The 19,858-nt window shown below is 65.9% G+C and carries 16 protein-coding genes; 12 read left to right on the top strand and 4 right to left on the bottom strand.

What is annotated here, in order from left to right; genetic code table 11:
* Positions 1-16 precede the first annotated feature (16 nt).
* On the bottom strand, positions 17-1,756 hold the full coding sequence (locus ACE10W_RS16220; protein ID WP_028170883.1) for an ATP-binding protein: 1,740 nt from the start codon (positions 1,754-1,756) through the stop codon (positions 17-19).
* Between the two features lie 439 nt (positions 1,757-2,195).
* Between ACE10W_RS16220 and ACE10W_RS16225 the strand changes: the two genes are divergently transcribed.
* A complete protein-coding gene (locus ACE10W_RS16225; protein ID WP_271556438.1) occupies positions 2,196-3,164 on the top strand; it encodes a catechol 2,3-dioxygenase in 969 nt (322 codons plus the stop codon).
* 3 nt (positions 3,165-3,167) lie between these two features.
* Here the strand turns inward: ACE10W_RS16225 and ACE10W_RS16230 are convergent, their stop codons facing one another.
* On the bottom strand, positions 3,168-6,692 hold the full coding sequence (locus tag ACE10W_RS16230; RefSeq protein ID WP_370204391.1) for a molybdopterin cofactor-binding domain-containing protein: 3,525 nt from the start codon (positions 6,690-6,692) through the stop codon (positions 3,168-3,170).
* On the bottom strand, positions 6,692-7,174 hold the full coding sequence (locus ACE10W_RS16235; RefSeq protein ID WP_060911557.1) for a (2Fe-2S)-binding protein: 483 nt from the start codon (positions 7,172-7,174) through the stop codon (positions 6,692-6,694). Before ACE10W_RS16235 ends, ACE10W_RS16230 begins: the two co-directional genes overlap by 1 nt.
* A gap of 250 nt (positions 7,175-7,424) precedes the next feature.
* On the opposite strand from ACE10W_RS16235, the gene ACE10W_RS16240 reads away from it, so the two are divergent.
* The 8 genes from ACE10W_RS16240 (at position 7,425) to ACE10W_RS16275 (ending at position 15,707) form a co-directional block, all read left to right on the top strand.
* Positions 7,425-8,882 (top strand): hypothetical protein, encoded by a 1,458-nt coding sequence (locus ACE10W_RS16240; protein WP_028170886.1) that lies wholly within the window; start codon positions 7,425-7,427, stop codon positions 8,880-8,882.
* Positions 8,879-9,778 (top strand): UPF0280 family protein, encoded by a 900-nt coding sequence (locus ACE10W_RS16245; protein WP_028170887.1) that lies wholly within the window; start codon positions 8,879-8,881, stop codon positions 9,776-9,778. The genes ACE10W_RS16240 and ACE10W_RS16245 overlap by 4 nt, the downstream gene beginning before the upstream one ends.
* A gap of 27 nt (positions 9,779-9,805) precedes the next feature.
* Positions 9,806-10,390: an amino acid synthesis family protein gene (locus tag ACE10W_RS16250; protein WP_011086605.1), complete on the top strand. Its 585-nt coding sequence runs from the start codon at positions 9,806-9,808 to the stop codon at positions 10,388-10,390.
* Positions 10,391-10,470: 80 nt separating this feature from the next.
* Positions 10,471-11,673 (top strand): ABC transporter substrate-binding protein, encoded by a 1,203-nt coding sequence (locus ACE10W_RS16255; protein WP_304552651.1) that lies wholly within the window; start codon positions 10,471-10,473, stop codon positions 11,671-11,673.
* A 174-nt stretch (positions 11,674-11,847) separates the two neighbouring features.
* Positions 11,848-13,737 carry an ABC transporter permease gene (locus ACE10W_RS16260; RefSeq protein ID WP_161535326.1) on the top strand — a complete coding sequence of 630 codons (1,890 nt, stop codon included), beginning with the start codon at positions 11,848-11,850 and terminating at the stop codon, positions 13,735-13,737.
* Positions 13,734-14,525 (top strand): ABC transporter ATP-binding protein, encoded by a 792-nt coding sequence (locus ACE10W_RS16265; RefSeq protein ID WP_028170890.1) that lies wholly within the window; start codon positions 13,734-13,736, stop codon positions 14,523-14,525. The genes ACE10W_RS16260 and ACE10W_RS16265 overlap by 4 nt, the downstream gene beginning before the upstream one ends.
* Positions 14,522-15,226, top strand: a complete 705-nt coding sequence (locus ACE10W_RS16270; protein WP_011086609.1) for an ABC transporter ATP-binding protein — start codon at positions 14,522-14,524, stop codon at positions 15,224-15,226. The genes ACE10W_RS16265 and ACE10W_RS16270 overlap by 4 nt, the downstream gene beginning before the upstream one ends.
* Before the next feature lie 25 nt (positions 15,227-15,251).
* Positions 15,252-15,707: a MarR family winged helix-turn-helix transcriptional regulator gene (locus ACE10W_RS16275; protein ID WP_011086610.1), complete on the top strand. Its 456-nt coding sequence runs from the start codon at positions 15,252-15,254 to the stop codon at positions 15,705-15,707.
* Between the two features lie 113 nt (positions 15,708-15,820).
* Here ACE10W_RS16275 and ACE10W_RS16280 read toward each other — a convergent pair whose 3' ends face one another.
* A complete protein-coding gene (locus ACE10W_RS16280; RefSeq protein WP_304552658.1) occupies positions 15,821-17,017 on the bottom strand; it encodes an amidohydrolase family protein in 1,197 nt (398 codons plus the stop codon).
* A gap of 156 nt (positions 17,018-17,173) precedes the next feature.
* On the opposite strand from ACE10W_RS16280, the gene ACE10W_RS16285 reads away from it, so the two are divergent.
* From ACE10W_RS16285 to ACE10W_RS16295, 3 genes are all read left to right on the top strand, one after another.
* A complete protein-coding gene (locus ACE10W_RS16285; protein WP_011086612.1) occupies positions 17,174-17,947 on the top strand; it encodes a ferredoxin--NADP reductase in 774 nt (257 codons plus the stop codon).
* Positions 17,948-18,053: 106 nt separating this feature from the next.
* Positions 18,054-18,380: a hypothetical protein gene (locus tag ACE10W_RS16290; RefSeq protein WP_028170891.1), complete on the top strand. Its 327-nt coding sequence runs from the start codon at positions 18,054-18,056 to the stop codon at positions 18,378-18,380.
* Between the two features lie 109 nt (positions 18,381-18,489).
* Positions 18,490-19,746 (top strand): cytochrome P450, encoded by a 1,257-nt coding sequence (locus tag ACE10W_RS16295; RefSeq protein ID WP_304552661.1) that lies wholly within the window; start codon positions 18,490-18,492, stop codon positions 19,744-19,746.
* Positions 19,747-19,858: the final 112 nt, after the last annotated feature.

The raw sequence follows: 19,858 nt of genomic DNA on the forward strand, positions 1-19,858 counted from the left end.
TGGGTGGCGCGTGGCCTTACCGCAGCGGCTTCTTCAACAGCGAGAAGCGGTCGGGATCGAGGCCCATCGAGGGCTGCAGCATCGGGGCTTCGGCGGTGCCGAGCGTCTTCGCGGGTGGCGCCTGGAACACCGGGTCGTTCGGCACGTCGCGCTGCGAGGTGGCGCCGCGCCAGCGCTCGAGCACGGCGCTGACGAAATGCATGTCGTGACCGGAGGTCACCGACGGCACGCTGCTGATGGTGGCTTCGCCGCGCGGCAATTGGTGCGGCGGCACCTCCTTGAAGCGCAAGCGCGTCGGCAGTGCGACGCCTTCGCCGAACGCCAGCACCTCGCGGGTGCCGAGCGAGGGTACGAAGGAGAGTAGGTTCGCGGCCGCATCCGACACCGCGGCGCGCAGCAGCGCCTGGTCGCGCTCGTTGGCAAGACGCATCGTGAACAGCGTGTTGCACTGGGAGATGATGGTGGCGTCGAGCTCGGCCGGACGCTGGGTGATCAGCCCGAGATAGACGCCGTATTTGCGGCCTTCCTTGGCGATGCGCGACACCGCCTTACGGGTCGGCCCGAAGCCCACATTGCGGTCGGCGGAGGCGTAGCGATGCGCTTCCTCGCAGACGAACAAGAGCGGCGAGACGCCGTCGCTCCACAGGCCGAAGTCGAAGGCCATGCGGCAGAGCACCGAGACGACGGAATCGATCACTTCGGCCGGGAAGCCGGCGAGTTGCATCACCGTCATCGGCTTGCCGTTGGCGGGCAGGCGGAACAGGTGGCTGATCACCTCGGCCATGGTGTCGCCGCCGACATTGGCGTTGTCGAACATGAAGGCGTAGCGCGGATCGTTGCGCACCGCCTCGATACGCGAGATCAGCTTGTGATAGATGATGCGCGAGGAGCGGTTTTCGAGCTTGCCCATGCGCTCGTCGATCAGCGACATCAGATCGACGAGACGATAAGGCACCGGTGTGTCGACCGTGTAGCCGATCTGCTTGGGGTCGATGCGCTTGAGGCCGATGCGGTCGGCGTTCTGGTATTGGGTGTAGACGCCTTTGGCGAGCGGGATCACCTCGGCGAGGATGTCGAGCTCCTCCGGAACGCCCGCGCGGCCGCCGAACAGCACGTCGACGATTTCCTCGAAGTTGAACAGCCAGAACGGCAGCTTCAGGTTCCGCGGGTTCAGCACCAGCGCGCGGTCGCCGAAGCAGCGGCCATATTCGTTGTGCACGTCGAGCAGGAAGATGCGGAGGTTCGGGCGCGCCTTCAGGATCTCGTTGAGCAGCAGCGAGACGCCGGTCGATTTGCCGACGCCGGTCGATCCCAGCACGGCAAAATGCTTGGACAGCATTTCCTCGACGTCGACATAGGCGATCACCGAGCGGTCCTGCTGGAGGAAGCCGACGTTGATCTGGTCCGATCCGGTCGGCGCGTAGATCGTGCGCAGCTCCTGGCTCGTGATCAGGTCGACCGCGTCGCCGATGGTCGGATAATTGGTGACGCCGCGCTGGAATTTGGCCTTGTCGGCGGCGTTGAGGATCTCGCCGAGCAGGTCGACCGAGGCGATGGCGATGTAATTGTCGGCGCTCGACAGATTCTCGCAGGAGACCTCGGTGATCATCGCGACGATGACCGAGCTGGCGCAGCGAATGCTGACGAAACGGCCGACGGTCGCCCGAACCTCCGAGATCGGCATCTGGCTTGCCGCCAGAAGCCCGACCCGGGCGAGCGATCCACGTACCGAAATCACGCGTCCAAAGGATGTCACGATGAATGAACCTGGCAAGAGCACGGGGGTTGCACCGGACTATGCGCGGCCGCGGCTGCACAAACGGTTAAACGGCAGCCGCGGCCGCTTCGTTAAATCCGCGACAATTCGGCCGATAGATTCGTTCCTGATGCATATCTGTGGGCGGAAACGGCCGGAAAGTGCTGCTTTTTGGGGCCAGCAGGCTTTCGATCGAATTAGGGAAGATTTTACCATTCGGGCAGTCCGTCCGCCGTTCGGGGATGGTTCTGCTCAAGCGCGGGGCGCCATTCGGTCCGGGATGCAAGGGTTGGTTTGTTGACGGGACCTAATCATTTGTACATTAGTACAAATGAACCCGCGGCCTCGGTGCCGCCTCCGGGCGCGTGAGCCAATTGCGGCCCTGTGCCCGAATGCGCGATCCGGTTCCTGCGGATCGCAGCCACGCCAGGAGGAAAGCATGCAGCCCGAACCGATCCTCGATCTTGCCCATCTCGGCCATATGGAGCTGCTGACGCCCAAGCCCGACGAGAGCCTGAAATTCTTCGTCGACGTGATGGGCATGACAATCAGCGGCCGGAAGGGCGAGTCGGTCTACCTGCGGGGCTGGGACGATTACGAGCGCTATTCGCTCAAGCTCACGGCGTCGAAGACCTCAGGCATGGAGCACATGGCGCTGCGTGCGCGCAGCCAGCAGGCGCTGGAGCGCCGCGTCGCCGCCCTCAAGGGCTCCGGGTTCGACATCGGCTGGATCGACGGCGACATGGGGCAGGGGCCGACCTTCCGCTGCCGCGATCCCGACGGTCACATCGTCGAGCTCTATTACGAGACCGAATGGTATCAGGCGCCGCCGGAGCTGAAGCCCGCGCTGAAGAACCAGGCGCAGCGTTTTCCCGCCCGCGGCGTCAATGTCCGCCGCCTCGACCACCTCAACTGCCTCGCCGTCGACATCAAGTCCAACCGCGAGTTCTTCGAGAACTATCTCGGCTGCCGGCTCACCGAGCAGATCGTGCTCAACGACGGTCGGGAAGCGGCGATGTGGCTGACGATGTCGAACAAGAGCTACGACTTCGCCTATTCGCTCGACCATTCCGGCACGCCAGGCCGCTTCCACCACGTCACCTACGCGCTCGACAGCCGCGAGGAGATTCTTCGCGCGGCGGATATCTTCCTGGAGAACGGCATCCACATCGAGACCGGTCCGCACAAGCACGCGATCCAGCAGACCTTCTTCCTCTATGTCTACGAGCCCGGCGGTAACCGCGTCGAGGTCGCCAATGCCGGCGCGCGCCTCATCCTCGCGCCCGACTGGAAGCCGATCGTGTGGACGGAAGAGGAGCGCAAGAAGGGCCAGGCGTGGGGCCTGAAGACGATCGAGTCCTTCCACACCCACGGCACGCCGCCGGTGGAAGTGAAGAAGCACGCATAATATTCAGTGGGCAGGCGATCGCACGCGTGCGATCGTTTCGTGCACGCCTGTCCAGGCCGGCTTGTCGGGGGCGAACTGCCTGCGCAGGAACGTGACGAGCTCCTCGATCTGCGCGTCGCTCATGCTGTTCCTGAAGGCGGGCATGTAACCGAGATCGCTCGATGCGGGCTCGGCGATGCCGTGCAGGATCACCTGCACGAGATTGTCCGGTGATCCGCTGTGCAGATTGCTGTTGAGCGCGAGCGAGGGCCGGCTGCCGAACAGCGGCAGGCCGCCGACCTCGTGGCAGACGGCGCAGGCGCCCTGATAGAGCCGCGCGCCGGTGGAGGCGGCGGTGGTGACTTGCGTTGCGCTCTCGAGCCTGGCGGCAAGCGCATCCGGCGCCTCGGTGGCGGCGTCGTTGAACGAGTTGAGATAGACGGCCATCGCGCGAATGTCCTGGTTGGGCAGGGCCGTGAGATCCCTGACAACAGGCGCCATCGGGCCGGCGGCGACGCCGTGATAGCGCGACTGGCCGGTGCGCAAATAGGCGTAGAGCTCCTCCTCGCTCCAGGGGATCGGTGCCTGCGACAGCGACGTCAGCGGCGGCGCCTCCCAACCCTCGGCAAAGCCGCCGGCGAGATAGGCCTCGCGCTGCTCGGCGCCGAGCGCGTTGCGCGGCGAATGGCAGGCGCTGCAATGGCCGAGACTTTCGACCAGATAGGCGCCGCGATTCCACTGCGCGGACTGCGCGGGATCGGGCTTGAAGTCCTTCGTCTGATGGAACAGCGCGTTCCAGCCCGCGAGCAGCGGGCGAATGTTGAACGGGAAGGCGAGCGTGTTCGCGGGTGGCGTCGCGCGCACCGCGGGCTGCGCCATCAGATAGGCGTAGAGCGCCTGGAGGTCGGCCTCGCTGGTCTTCGAAAAATGCGTGTAGGGGAAGGCGGGATAGAGCTGCCGTCCGTCGCGATGCTGCCCGTCGCGCATCGCGCGCTCGAAGGCGGGATAGGACCAGGCGCCGATGCCGGTCTCGACGTCGGGCGTGATGTTGGTCGCGTAGATCGTGCCGAACGGCGTCGCAAGCGCGCGGCCGCCGGCGTTGGGCGCACCGCCGATCGTGGTGTGGCACTCCGCGCAATTGCCGAGCGCGGCAAGCTGCGCGCCGCGGGCGATGGTTGCCGCGGAATAGACCGATGCATCGGGCCGCGCGATCGGCGCGATGGCGCGCCCGGGCAAGAGGGCGGCGCCAACGCCGATCGCGGCGGTGCAGACGGCGGCAATGGTCGCAAAGATGCCGGCGCGCCTGGCGAACGGATTCTGCCAGATGCGCGATGGCTGCGGCGCTGCGGGAGCGGGCAGGGCCTGCGGCGCGGCCGGCGCGTCGCCGTGCAGGCCCCGGAGGATGCGCTCGGGCGTGAACGGGGGCTCGCGGAAGCGCACGCCGGTGGCATCGAAGATCGCATTCGCAATTGCCGCCGCGCTCGGCACCGAGGCGGACTCGCCGACGCCGAGCGGCGGCTGGTCCGGCCGCGGCAACATCAAGACGTCGATCTTGGGCACGTCGGAGAAGGGGATGATCGGATAGGCGCCCCATTCGCGCGCCGCCACCGCACCGCGCTCGAACGAGACCTCCTCCATCAGCGCGCGGCTGGTGGACTGGATGACGTTGCCGTGGATCTGGTGGCGCACGCCGTCCGGATTGATCATCAGACCGGAGTCCTGCCCGGCGACGACGCGCGTCACGCTGACGTCGCCGGTCGTCTTGTTCACGGCGACGTCGGCGACCCAGGCCGACCACGCCGCGCCATAGCCCGGAAACTTGCTGTGGACATAGAGCGCATAGGCAAAGCCGCGCCCGTGCACGACCTCGCCGTCCTTCTCTTCGCGGACCGGCCGCGGCGTCCAGCCCGCGCGCTCGGCCACCGCATTGACGAGATCGACGGCGCGCTGGTCTTTCAGGTAGCGCAGCCGGTATTCGATCGGGTCGACGCCGGCTTCCGTTGCGGCCTCGTCGATGTAGGATTCATGCGCAAACGTGTTCGGCAGCGCCGAGACGCCGCGAAGCCAGGACGCGCGCACGATCGGCGCCATGTCATGGGCGACGACGCGCATGTGGTCGTAGTCGTAGGGCGGGATCGCGGTGCGGTCGCCCATCTGGAGCACGGCCGGATCGGGCGAGACGCGACCGGTCAGCAGCAGCGCCAGCGTCGGCGCGGCGTTCGAGGGATAGCGCGTGGCGAGGTCGTAAGCCGCGACGCCGCCGTCGGCGTTCAGGCCGCCATTGACGTCGATGAGCTGCGCGGTGCCCTTGGGCTCCCAGGCGTGCTCCTGCTCGCGCGTCAGCTGCACGCGCACCGGACGGCCGACCGCGCGCGACAGCAGCAGCGCATCCGCGGTGACGTCGTCGGCGCAGTTGCGGCCGTAGCAGCCGGCGGCCTCCAGCCGGATGACTTCGATCTCGCTCTCGGGGCGCTCGATCAGCAGCGCCAGATCGCCGCGCAGCAGATGCGGATTCTGCGTGCCCGACCAGACGCGGATGTTGCCGCTCTGGAAGTCGGCGACCGCGCAGGACGGGCCGATCGAGGCATGCATCTGGTACGGCCACACATAGGTGCGCTGCATCGGCTTGGCGGCGCCTGATATCGCCGCATTGACGTCGCCCTTGTCGATCAACGTCCGCGGCGTCGACGGATTGGCGCGCAACGCGGTCTCGACATCGGCGAGGTCGGTGAGGGTGGGCGTCGGCTTCCAGCTCACCTTGAGCTGCTCCGCGGCGCGAATCGCATTCTCCTCGCGCTCGGCAACGATTCCGACGAAATCGCCGATGTGCACGACGGCTATGATGCCGGGAACGTCGCGCACCGAGGATTCGTCGACCGCGAGCAGGCTGGTGCCGACGAACGGCCCGGCATCGACGCCGGCATAGGGCGGACGCACGACGCGGCCGTGCAGCATGCCAGGCAGGCGGACGTCGTGCACGAAGGTCAGCTCGCCCGTGGCCTTCGCCGGCAGGTCGACCCGCGGCATCGACTGGCCGACGATGGCGTAGTCGCCGACGGGCTTGACGGCGACGTCGTCGGCAAGCTCGAGCCGGATCGTCTCGCCGCCGATCAATTCGCCATAGCTGACGCTGCGGTTGTCGTGCCCGCGCACGAGGCCGTCTTCGATCTTGAGGTCGGCCTCCGGCAACTCCAGCCGCTCGGCTGCGCGCGCGATCAGGAAGTGGCGCGCCTGCGCCGCGGCCTTGCGCAGGGGCACGGCAGTGATCTGGATGGTCTCACTGGCGATCGTGGCGCCCTGGTTCGGCACGACAGCGGTATCGCCGAGCACGATGACGACGCGCGCAAAGGACACGTCGAGCTCCTCGGCGACGATCTGGCCGAGCGCGGTGCGGATGCCGGTGCCGAGATCGACATGACCATTGTAAGCGGTGACCGAGCCGTCTGCGGTGATGCGGACGAAGGTCTCGGATGTGATCTCGTCCACGGTGCGGACGACGACGAGCGAGCCTGATTGCCGCTCAGCTCCGTTCGAGGCAGGGGAGGCCATCAGTCCGCGGCCTCGGTGAGCTGCCCCGATGCGCGCATCACGGCGCGCAGGATTTCGACATGCGTGCCGCAGCGGCAGAGATTGTAGCGCAGCGCCGCCAGCGCTTCCTGTTCTGTCGGCTGCGGGTTGATCGCGAGCAGCGCCTTGGTGGTCATGATCATGCCGTTGAGGCAGTAGCCGCATTGCGCGGCCTGCTCGTCGATGAAGGCCTGCTGCACCGGATCAGGCTTGTCGCTTGTGCCGAGCCCTTCGAGCGTCACGATGTCGCGTCCCGCGCAGCCGCCGACCGGGATGACGCAGGAGCGCGCGGCGGCGCCGTCGATCAGGACAGTACAGGTGCCGCATTCGCCGAGGCCGCAGCCATATTTCGGACCGTTGAGCGCGAGGTCGTTGCGCAGCACATAGAGTAATGGCGTTGCGCGCTCTGCAGTGATCTCGTGGATCCTGCCGTTCACGGTGAGGCGGATCGGTGTCTGCGTCATCCTGTTCCCAAGCCCCGCGACGATCGGGTCGCAAAAATTGTACGTTGCGACGATACCGTTTGTACACAAACGTGCAAGCGGCCATGCCGCAGTGCAGCGCGACTGCCCGCTTTGTGGACAAAGGCGGCAGGCAAATGAGGTTTTATTCGGCAGCGCATCTTTTCGCGCGCGCCGCCGCTTGACAGCTACCGGGACCGCGCGCAACATCGTTCGTATACGAATGATAACCGCAGTGTCCGCTGGCTTGCACATGGTGACTGAAACGACGAGCGCCGCCACCGACAAGATCCGCTGCGATGCCTGTCCGGTGATGTGCTACATCAAGCCGGGCGCGGCGGGCGCCTGCGATCGCTATGCCAATCACGACGGCAAGCTCGTTCGCGTCGATCCGCACGTGATCCTGGAGCGCACCGTTTCGCATGGCGGCAAGCTCGTGCCGTTCAGCCGCACGGAAGACTGGGACGGCAAGATCGTCCACGAACCCTCGACCTTCGTCACCGCGATCGGTGCGGGCACGACCTATCCGGACTACAAGCCGGCACCGTTCATCGTCTCTGCGGAAGTCGACGGCGTCGACATGGTGACCGTCGTCACCGAGGGAATCTTCTCCTATTGCGGCATCAAGGTGAAGGTCGACACCGACCGCTATCTGGGCCCGGAGACCGCGACCGTGCGCGCGCAGGGCGAGGCGGTCGGCCACGTCACCACCAGCGAATACGGCTCGCAGATGCTGTCGCTCGGCGGGGTGCATCATCTCACCGGCGGCTCCAAGAAGGAGGGCCGCGTCACCTGCGATACGCTGATGGACCTCGCCAATTGCAAGGCGGTCGAGCTCACCATCGACGGCGGCGCCACGGTGGTGGTGCAGGCCGGCCAGCCGCCGATCGTCAACGGCGCGAAAGAAGAGCGCATGCGCGTCGGCTGCGGCTCGGCGACGATCGGCATGTTCGCCAAGCAATGGCATGGCAAGGTCGACGAGGTCGTGGTCGTCGATGACCACATCACCGGCGTGCTCTCAGAGCACCAGGCCGGCAAGCTGCTCGACATCGCCGACACCGGCATCAAGATGAAGGGCCGGCGCTCGACGCCCGGCCGCTATTTCCAGGTCGCCGATCCCGGCACGGGGTGGGGCGGCACCAACATTTCCGATCCGCTCGCGATCCTCGGACCGTTCGATGCGAAGGAGGCCAAGCCTGGCCTCTCCATGCTGATGGTTTCCACGACGGGCGAGCATTCGTCCTATTACGTGCTCGACGAGGCCCTGAAGCCGGTCGAGACCGAGATGCCGGCCGATTTGAAGTTCTCGGTCGAGCGCATCCAGGAGAATTGCGAGCCGGCGCTGTGCACCGTGCTGTTCATGGCCGGTGCGGGCGGCTCGCTGCGTGCGGGCGTCACCGACAATCCGGTGCGGCTGACGCGCTCGGTGAAGGACGCGCTGACACGTGTCACCAGCGGCGGCGCACCAGTCTATGTCTGGCCCGGCGGCGGCATCACTTACATGGTCGACGTGACGCAGATGCCTTCAGGCGCGTTCGGCTATGTGCCGACGCCGGCGCTGGTCGCGCCGATCGAGTTCACGATGAAGCTGTCCGACTACGCCGCGCTCGGTGGACACATGGATTACGTCAAGCCGCTCTCGGAAGTACAGAACGGCGAGGATGTCCGCCAGTTGCCCTGGCAGAACCCGATTCCAGGGCCCCGGGCATGACACGGCTCCCGCAAATCGCATTGCTGTCTGATGGTCGGCGGCTGCATTTGCAGGATGGGCCGATTGATCTGATCGTCGAAGCGAGGGGGGGGCCGGGCGAGGTGCGTGCGGCCTATGACGCCGCAGCGCGCCGCTTCACCGGACTGCTCGATGAGCTCTGCGTGGAGCTGACGGAGCTGCGCAAGGCAGCGGAACCCGGAGCGTGCCCACTGAAGGGCGCCGTTGCGCGCCGCATGTATGCCGCCGTTGCGCCCTATGCCCCCGATTGCTTCATCACGCCGATGGCCGCGGTGGCGGGCAGCGTGGCCGAGGAGATTCTGGGCGCAATGCTGAACGCGGCGTCGCTCGACCAGGCCTATGTCAACAATGGCGGCGACATCGCGCTGCATCTTGCGCGAGGCGAACATTTTTCGGTCGGCCTGATGGACCGGCCCGATCGCGACGGCGTGATGCGGAGAATGAAGGTCGATGCTGATGATCCCGTGCGGGGGATCGCGACCAGCGGGCGCCACGGCCGCAGCTTTTCGCTCGGCATTGCCGACGCCGTGACGGTGCTGGCGGCAACGGCCGCGCAGGCCGATGCGGCGGCCACGATCATCGCCAACGCCGTCGATCTGCCCGGGCATCCCGCCATCGTCCGGCAGCCCGCGAACGAGCTTCAGCCCGACAGCGATCTCGGCGCGCGTCTTGTCACCCGCAACGTCGGCGAATTGTCACCGACCGAGATTTCGGCCGCGCTGGAATCTGGCGCGGAATGTGCACGGCAATTGTTCGATCGCGGATTGATCGAGGGTGCCGTGTTGCAGCTCAGTGGTGATATGCTCGTCATCGGAACAAAAGATATTGAACGGCAACGATCGCGCCCGTCTGTGCTGGAGAACGCGGTTCATGCCTGAGCAGGGAAGAGCCCAAGGGAAACAATCATGAGCGCGATCATCCGCAAGATCGTCACCGTCGTCGAAGAGACGCAAATGGAGATGGGCCGCCAGGTCTCGCCGCCGACCCGGCGCGCCGCGGCCATCGCCGTGATCGAAAATCCCTTTGCCGGACAATATGTCGAGGATCTCGCGCCGCTGATCGCGATCGGCGAGGAGCTCGGCGAACTGCTGTCGAAGCGCGCAGTCGCGGCGCTCGGGATCGACGGGGCGAAGGTGCAGAGCTACGGCAAGGCGGCGGCCGTCGGTGAGAACGGCGAACTGGAGCATGCGGCAGCGATCCTTCACCCGAAGATGGGCGCGCCGGTGCGGAAGGTTCTGAGCAAGGGCGCAGCGCTGATCCCTTCGTCGAAGAAGCGCAGCGGCCCCGGCACGACGCTCGATATCCCCCTGGGTCACAAGGATGCGGCCTTCGTGCGCAGCCACTTCGACGGCATGGAAGTACAGATCAACGACGCGCCGCGCGCCAACGAGATCATGGTCGCGGTCGCCGTTACCGACAGCGGCCGTCCGCTGCCGCGTGTCGGCGGGCTGACGGTTGCGGAGATCAAGGGCGAGGACGGTCTGAGATAGAGTTTGAACCGGGGAGGCGGGCACTGCTTCCCCGACAAGATCACGCTGAAGACGTAGAGAGTTCAAAACTGGAGGTTGGGATGCGAGCGAGAAACTATTTTGTGGGCGCGGCCTTCGCGCTTCTGGCCGGCGGCATGGCTCATTCGGCCGTGGCACAGGACATCAAGATCGGCGAGATCAACAGCTACTCGCTGCTGCCGGCCTTCACAGAGCCCTATCGCAAGGGCTGGCAGCTCGCCGTGGAAGAGATCAACGCGGCCGGCGGCATCAACGGCAAGAAGCTCGTCGTCGTCTCCAAGGACGACGGCGGCAAGCCGGCGGATGCGCAGACTGCGGCCAACGAGCTGGTGTCGAGCGAGGGCGTCGCGATGCTGACGGGGACGTTCCTGTCGAACATCGGTCTGGCCGTCAGCGACTTCGCCAACCAGAAGAAGGTGTTTTTCCTCGCGGCCGAGCCGCTGACGGACGCCGTGACCTGGTCGAAGGGCAACAAGTACACCTTCCGCCTGCGGCCCTCGAACTACATGCAGGCCGCGATGCTGGTGGAAGCAGCCAGCAAGCTGCCGGCAAAGCGCTGGGCGACGATCGCGCCGAACTATGAGTACGGCCAGTCGGCGGTTGCCGTGTTCAAGAAGCTGATGTCGGAGAAGCGCCCCGACATCCAGTGGGTGGACGAGCAGTGGCCGCCGCAGGGCAAGATCGATGCGGGTCCGGTGGTGCAGGCGGTTGCCGCGGCCAATCCCGAGGCGATCCTCAACGTCACCTTCGGCGCCGACCTCGTGAAGCTCGTGCGCGAAGGCAACACCCGCGGCCTGTTCAAGGGGCGCGAGGTCGTGTCCTTCCTGACCGGCGAGCCCGAATATCTCGATCCGCTCAAGGACGAGACGCCGGAGGGCTGGATCGTCACCGGCTATCCCTGGTACTCGATCAAGACGCCCGAGCATGATGCGTTCCTGAAGGCCTACCAGGCCAAGTACAACGACTATCCGCGTCTCGGCTCGATCGTCGGCTACCAGACCATCAAGTCGGCGGCCGCGATCCTGGCAAAGGCCGGCTCGACCGATCCGGAGAAGCTGATTGCCGCGGCGGAGGGCCTGTCCATGCCGTCGCCGTTCGGTGAGATCACCTTCCGCAGGATCGACCACCAGTCGACCCTCGGCGCTTACGTTGGCAAGACCGCGCTGAAGGACGGCAAGGGCGTGATGGTGGACTCTTCTTACAAGAAGGGCGCGGACTATCTGCCCAGCGATGCCGAAGTCGAGAAGCTGCGGCCGAAGGACTGATCTCTTTCTTCTCCCTCGCCCCGCTTGCGGGGAGAGGGTCGGGGTGAGGGGGAGCCTCCGCGAGGGAGGTAACCATCGAGCTCGCGGAGACTCCCCCTCACCCGAATTGCTCCGCAATTCGACCTCTCCCCGCAAGCGGGGAGAGGTGAAGCAACACCTGAACCCGGACCGCCGATGGCCTTTTATGTCGTACAGTTTCTGACCGGTCTCGCCAGCGCAGCGTCGCTGTTCCTGGTGGCCTCGGGCCTGTCGATCATCTTTGGCGTGACGCGGATCGTGAATTTCGCGCATGGCGCCTTCTACATGATCGGCGCCTACATCGCCTTCACGCTGACCGAGCGGCTTTCGGGCGCATTCGGTTTCTGGGGCAGTATCGTCGCGGCCGCGCTGGCCGTGGCGCTGATCGGCGTCATCGTCGAGATGGTGCTGCTCCGCCGCATCTATCATGCGCCCGAATTATTCCAGCTGCTCGCGACCTTCGGCCTGACCCTGATGGTCGAGGACCTCGTCGTGCTGATCTGGGGGCCCGACGATCTCGTCGGCCGCCGCGCGCCGGGCTTCAAGGGCGCGATCGATTTCTTCGGCCAGAATATCCCGAGCTATGACCTGTTCCTGATCGGGCTCGGCCCGGTCGTGCTCGGCATTCTCTGGCTGCTGTTCCAGCGCACGCGCTGGGGCGTGCTGGTGCGCGCGGCAACGCAGGACCGCGACATGGTCGCGGCTCTCGGCGTCAATCAGAAATGGCTGTTCACGTCGGTGTTTGCGGTCGGCGTCTTCCTCGCAGCGCTCGGCGGCGCGCTCCAGATCCCGCGCGATGCCGTGCATCACGCGATGGATCTGCGCATCATCGTCGAGGTCTTCGTCGTGGTCGTGATCGGCGGTCTCGGCAGCATCGTCGGCGCCTTCGTCGCGGCGGTGCTGGTCTCCGAGCTCAACGCCTTCGGCATCCTGATCTTCCCGAAGATCTCCATCATCCTGGTCTTCCTGGTGATGGCGGTGGTGCTGATCGTCCGCCCCTGGGGCCTGTTCGGTAAGCCGGAGGCGGCCGCGCGCAAGACGCCGGGTCTTACCGTCAATCCCTGGCGGCCGCTGTCGTCGAACGAGCGGCTGGCCGCGCTGGCAACGCTCGTCATTGCCGCAACGCTGCCGCTGTTCGCCGGCAACTACGCGCTGACCGTCGGCTCGGAGATCGCGATTTTCGTGATCTTCGCCGTCAGCCTGCACTTCCTGATGTCGGTCGGGGGACTCGCGTCTTTCGGCCACGCCGCCTATTTCGGCCTCGGCGCCTACGGCATCGCCTTCCTCGCCAAGATGGCCGGACTGCCGATGATCGTCTGCCTGTTGCTCGGGCCGCTGCTCGGCTGCATGGGCGCCGCGGTGTTCGGCTTCTTCGCCGTGCAGCTCTCCGGCGTCTACTTTGCGATGCTGACACTCGCCTTTGCGCAGATCGTCTGGTCGATCGCGTTCCAATGGGTGAGCGTCACCGGCGGCGACAACGGCATTCTGGGCGTCTGGCCGGAAAAATGGGCGGCGAGCCCGTCGCACTTCTATTGGCTGGCGCTCGGCGTCGCGGCGCTCGTCACGTTCGCGCTGCGGGCCATGGTGTTCTCGCCGTTCGGCTACGCGCTGCGGGCCACGCGCGACTCGCTCCTGCGCAGCGAAGCGATCGGTATCAACGCCAAGCGCATCCAGTGGACCGCCTTCGTGATCGCGGGCACGACCGCCGGCATCGGCGGCGCGCTGTTCGCCTATCTCAAGGGCAGCGTCTTCCCGGACAATCTCGGCATCTCGCTTTCGGTCGACGCGCTGGTGATGGTGCTGCTCGGCGGCGTCGAGACGGTGTCGGGCGCGGTGATCGGCGCCATCGTCTACAAGGCGCTCAACATCTGGCTGGTCAGCCAGACCGACCTGTCGAAGCTCGTGCTCGGCGGCTTCATCGTGCTGATCGTCGTCGTCTTCCCCAAGGGCATCGTCGGCATGCTGGAGATGCTGGCGCAGCGTCGCAGGAAGACATCGCCGCCGGGATCTCCCTTGCTTGCCAAGCCGATCGAGTCCGCCGAATGAGCGTCGCACCCCCACTTCTCGCGGTCGAAGGCCTGACCAAATCCTATGGCGGCATCCATGCCGTGCGCGGCGTCTCGTTCTCGCTGCGCGCCGGCGAGATCCTGGCGCTGATCGGCCCGAACGGCGCCGGCAAGAGCACCTGCTTCGACATGCTCAACGGCCAGAACAAGCCGGATTCCGGCCAGGTCCGCCTGCTTGGCGAAGAAACCACCGGCAAGAAGCCGCGCGAGATCTGGCGACTCGGGGTGGGGCGTACCTTCCAGATCACCGCGACGTTCGCGACCATGACGGTGCGCGAGAACGTGCAGGTTGCGCTGATCTCGCACGGGAAGCAGCTGTTCAATCTCTGGGGCTCGGCGCCGAAGTTCGATCGTGGCGAAGCCGGCCGCTTGCTCGAGCTGGTCGGCATGAGCGGCTATGCGGATCGTCCCTGCGGCGAGCTCGCCTATGGCGACCTCAAGCGGCTCGAGCTTGCGGTCGCGCTCGCCAACCAGCCGAAACTCTTGCTGATGGACGAGCCGACCGCCGGCATGGCGCCGCGCGAGCGAGTCGATCTGATGCGACTGACCGCTCAAATCGCGCGGGAGAAATCGATCGGCGTGCTCTTCACCGAGCACGACATGGACGTGGTGTTCGAGCACGCCGACCGCATCATCGTGCTCAACCGCGGCACGCTGATCGCCGAGGGCTCGCCCGCCGAGGTGCGTGGCAACCCGCAGGTGCAGGCGGTCTATCTCGGCGAGGGGCTCGTCTACGATGCCCGCCATCGCGACGGAGCCTCGGCATGAAACTCACGGTGCAGGACCTCAACAGCCATTACGGCCCGGCGCATATCCTGTTCGACATCGGTTTCGAGGTCGGCGAGGGCGAGGTGGTGGCGCTGCTGGGCCGCAACGGCGCCGGCAAGTCGACGACGTTCCGCTCGATCGTCGGCCTCGTGGCGCAGCGCTCGGGCCGCATCATGTTCGAGGGCAAGGACGTGTCGGTGCGGCCGACGCACGAGATCGTGCGCGAGGGGCTCGGCTACGTGCCGGAGGAGCGGCGAATCTTCACCGATCTGACGGTGGAGGAGAATCTTGAAGTCGGCCGGCAGCCGAAGCGCCCGAATGCGCCCTACTGGACGCGCGACAAGTTGTTCACGCTGTTTCCGAACCTCGGCGAGATGAAGAACCGCCCGGGCGGCCGCATGAGCGGCGGCGAGCAGCAGATGCTCACCATCGCGCGCACGCTGATGGGCAACCCGTCGCTGGTGCTGCTCGACGAGCCGTCGGAAGGCCTGTCGCCGAAGATCGTGGAACAGATGGTCGATGCCATCCTGACCATGAAGAAGGAGGGCGTCAGCATCGTCGTCTCCGAGCAGAATCTGCATTTCGCGCGGTTGATTTCCGATCGCGCCTATATCATCGAGCGCGGCCGCATCTGCTTCGGCGGCACCATGGCCGAGCTCGACGCGCGTCCGGACATCCGCGACGCGCATCTGTCGTTGTGACGGCAAAGGGAAGGTCGGGGAGCGGATGGCGAGAAGCGTTGCGGCGAAGAAGAGCGTCAAACCGGCAAAGCCGCCTTACGTGCTCGACGAGCAGGTCGGCTTCATCCTGCGCCAGGTCTGGCAGCGCCACAGCTCGATCTTCTCCCGCGATATCGGCACCAATCTGACGCCGACGCAATGGGCGGCGCTGTCAAAGCTCGCCGAGACCGGGCCGTGCTCGCAGAACCAGCTGGGACGGCTGACCGCGATGGACGTCGCGACCATCAAGGGCGTGATCGACCGCCTGACGGCGCGCGGCCTGACTGAAACCAGCCAGGATCCCGAGGACGGGCGACGCCTGCTGGTGAGCCTGACGCGTGCCGGTCAGCAGCTAGCCGAGAAACTGGCGCCGAATGCGCTCGCCATCACCCGCGAGACGCTGGCGCCGCTCGACGCCAAGGAGCGCGAGATGCTGATGGCGCTGTTGAGCAAGTTGCGGTGAAATTGGCTGTCATTCCGGGGCACGCGCGCCGCGCGTGAACCCGGAATCCGGAGATTGTTGCTCGAGATTCCGGGTTCATGCTCTCGCGCGCCCCGGAATGACGGCAAGTGCCGTCACTTCGCCACCACTTCCGGCACCTTGCCGGCCGGCGGCGTGTTGCGGCTGCGCTGGGTGCGGACGATGCCGTCGATGATGGTCATGCCGATGCCGGGGAGGTCGCCGAGCTGGACGCTCTCCAGGATGTTCTTGCCCGGCGAGTGCTGCGCCTTGTCCATGATGACGAAATCCGCGGCGCGGCCGACCTCGATCAGGCCGCAATCGAGCTGCCGCATCCGCGCGGTGTTGCCGGTGGCGAGGCAGAAGGCGATCTCGGCCGGTAGCTCGCCGATCGAGGACAGCATCGAGACCATGCGCAAGATGCCGAGCGGCTGCACGCCGGAGCCGGCCGGCCCGTCGGTGCCGAGGATGACGCGGTGCAGGTCGCCCATTTCGCGCGCGATGCGCAGCGTGTAGAGCGCCGAGCGCTCGTTGCCGTTATGAACGATCTCGAGCCCGCGCTTGCAGCCCTCGCAGATGCAGCGGATCTGGTCGTCGGGAAGGGCGGTGTGGCCGCCATTGATGTGGCCGACCACGTCGGTGTCGGCCTCCAGCACCACGTCCTTGTCGATCAGGCCGGAGCCGGGGATCGAGGGGCCTCCGGTGTGGATCGTGCTCTGGATGCCGTATTTGCGCGCCCAACCCACCATCTTGCGCGCAGTGGGTCCGTCCTTGACGCCACCAAGGCCGACTTCGCCGAGCAGCTTGACGCCGGCGGCGGCCAATTCCTTGAAGTCTTCTTCGACCATCTCGCATTCGATGACCGGCGCACCGGCATGAACCTTCACGCCGCCCGGACGCAACGTCCAGAACGCGCGCTGGGCGAAGATCGCCATTGCCTTCAGCCCCACCACGTCGCGGGGGCGGCCCGGCATGTGCACTTCGCCTGCCGAGATCATGGTGGTGATGCCGCCATGGAGGGAGCTGTCGATCCAGTTGATCTGGTTCTGGCGCGGCGTCCAGTCGCCGGCGACGGGGTGGACATGGCTGTCGATCAGGCCGGGGGTGACCGTGGTGCCGTTGGCATCGACGATGGTGGTCGCACCTTCCGTGTCGAGATCCTTGAAGCGGCCGATCGCGGTGATCTTGCCGTTCTCGGCGACGATGGTGTCGCCGTCCAGGATCGGCTTTTCCAGCGCGCCCGACAGGATCAGGCCGATATTGCGGATCACGAGCTTCGAGGGCCCGGTGGCCTGGGGTGCGTCATGCGCCATGGAAGGGGTCCTTTTCCTTAACTGCAACGCTGTCGATCTTGGGCAGCCTTGACCAAGGGATCAAGCCGGATTATTCATTAGTACACGAATGATCGTGTACTAACGACGCATAGCTGACCGCCTCGGAACCGCAACGTAGCGACACGGAAGGGTGAGATGAGCAATTTCAACCAGGAAAGCGTTTTGAGCGTCCACCATTGGACCGACACGCTGTTCTCCTTCAAGACCACCCGCAGCCCGACCTTCCGCTTCCGCAACGGTGAATTCACCATGATCGGGCTCAAGGTCGGCGAGAAGCCGCTGCTGCGGGCCTACAGCGTCGCCAGCGCCAATTACGAGGACACGCTGGAGTTCTTCTCGATCAAGGTGCCGGACGGCCCGCTGACCTCGCGGCTCCAGCACCTGAAGGAAGGCGACGAGATCATCGTCAGCCGCAAGGCCACCGGCACGCTGGTGATCGACAATCTGGAAGAGGGCCGCAACCTCTATTTGATCGGCACCGGCACGGGCCTCGCTCCGTTCCTGAGCGTGATCAAGGACCCCGAGACCTACGAGCGCTTCGAGAAGGTGGTGCTGCTGCACGGTTGCCGCCACGTCAAGGAACTCGCCTATGGCGAGATGATCACCGAGCATCTGCCGAAAGATGAGCTGCTCGGCGAGTACATCCAGAGCCAGCTTATCTACTACCCGACGGTGACCCGCGATCCCTTCCGCAACCGCGGCCGCATCACCGACCTCATCACCTCGGGCAAGCTGTTCAGCGATATCGGCCTGCCGGCGCTGGAGGCCGCGCACGACCGCGTCATGATCTGCGGCAGCCCGGCGCTGGTCGCGGACACCCGCGTGCTCCTGGGCGAGCGCGGCTTCATCGAGGGCAATCACGGCGAACCGGCCCAGTTCGTGGTCGAAAAGGCTTTCGCCGAGCGCTAGACGCGGAATTCTTGCGCAATAAGACCGTATTTTCGCCGCGCGGCGCCCGTTGCGGCGCCGATTCGGCGCGCGATACACTGTGGGAACGAATCAGCGGAGTTCCCACATGGTTGCGGACAGCGACAGCAACATCGCCTGGCACCGGGTTCAGTTGAAGAAGAACCGCGCCGAGTTGAAGGCGCTCGAGACGGCGCGCTTCACGATGGGCGAGATCGCCTCGTCGAAGCGGAACGGCCAGACCCAGAAGGCGGTCGCGGAACTGAAGCGCAAGATCGCGCAGTCGGAACGCGCGATCGCCGATTACGACAAGCGCACGCGCCGTCCGCTTACCACCGATCTGCAAAGTCTCAGCAGCGGCAGCTGGAGCCATTGGGACGCCTACACCAATCAGCAGCAACGCAAGACCGGGCCGCGCTCGCCGGGCCGCGGATAGGCTCTGGTCGCGAGCATCGCGCTGGCGCAGCCAGCACCGGTTCCGGCCCTTGCACGTGGGCCCTCGCGCACCATCTGGTTGAGACGCCACCAACCAATCCGGTGATCCCATGGCACCGCGCCTCGATTTCACCAGCGAGGCCTTCTTTCGCGATCCGCCCGCGGCGATCGCGGCGCTGCGCGCCTCGGGCCCCGTGGTTGCGACGCGATTTCCTCTCGTCGGCGATGTCTGGATCACCACGACCCATGACGCCACCGCTGAGGTCCTGAAGGACGGCACCACCTTCACGCTGCGCAAGGAGGACGGCAAAGTTGCCGGCCTGCGCTGGTGGATGCCGAAGCTCGTCACCACCATCGCCAACAACATGCTGACCATGGACGAGCCCGATCACACGCGGCTGCGCAGCATCGTGGACGAGGCATTTCGCCGCCGCGCGATCGTGGCGATGGAGCCACGCATTCGCGCCATCGCCGACGGTTTGGCGAACGACCTGTTTGCCGATGGCAGCCCGGCCGACCTCGTCCAGTGTTACGCCCGCATCCTGCCGGTGTCGGTGATCTGCGAGCTGCTGGGCCTGCCCGCGGCCGATCGCCCGAGATTCATCGCCTGGGCCAACAAGATGTCGTCGCTGACGAATGTCGTCAGCATCTTCCGCCTGCTGTTCGCGTTCCGCAAGATGCGCGCCTACCTCGAACGGCAGTTGCAGATCGCGCGCGTGCGGGGCGGCGAGGGCCTGATCGCCGAGCTGGTCCAGGTCGAGCGCGAGGGCGGCCAGATCACGCCGGACGAAATGGTGTCGATGGTGTTCCTGCTGCTCGCGGCAGGCTCGGAGACCACCACGCATCTGATCAGCGGTTCGGTCTACGAGCTGCTCAGGAATCCGGGCTTGCGCGACTGGCTGGAGGAGGATTGGAGCCGCATCTCACTCGCCGTCGAGGAATTCCTGCGCTTCGTCTCGCCCGTGCAGTTTTCCAAACCGCGCTATCTGCGGCGGGATGTCGAGCTTGCGGGCGTACGGCTGAAGAAGGGCGACCGTGTCATGGTCATGCTTGCCGCCGCCAATATGGACCCGGCGGTGCACGATCGCCCGGAGCGGCTCGACCTTACGCGCAAGCCGAACCGCCACATGTCGTTCGGAACGGGAATTCATTTCTGTCTCGGCCACCAGCTTGCGCGGATCGAGGCGACTTGCGCGTTGCAGGCGCTGCTTGCGCGATGGCCGAAACTCGAGCTCTCCGTGGACCCCGCGCAAATCCACTGGCGCAAGCGGCCGGGTATGCGGGCGATCGCGCGATTGCCTGTCGTTGCCGGCGGGAACCGCAGGCCGAGCCGTGGTGCCGCCGCCGAGCCGTTGCTCGCGGACTGACGCCGCGCACGCCGTGCCGGGAACAATGGCGCGCATCATCTTACGCGGAGCGCGAAACAATCTCCGTCGCGCAGGCGTTGCCCCAATGCACGCAGCAGCAAGGGAGCAGTCC

Source organism: Bradyrhizobium sp. B025 (assembly GCF_042257955.1).
GTDB lineage: Bacteria > Pseudomonadota > Alphaproteobacteria > Rhizobiales > Xanthobacteraceae > Bradyrhizobium > Bradyrhizobium diazoefficiens.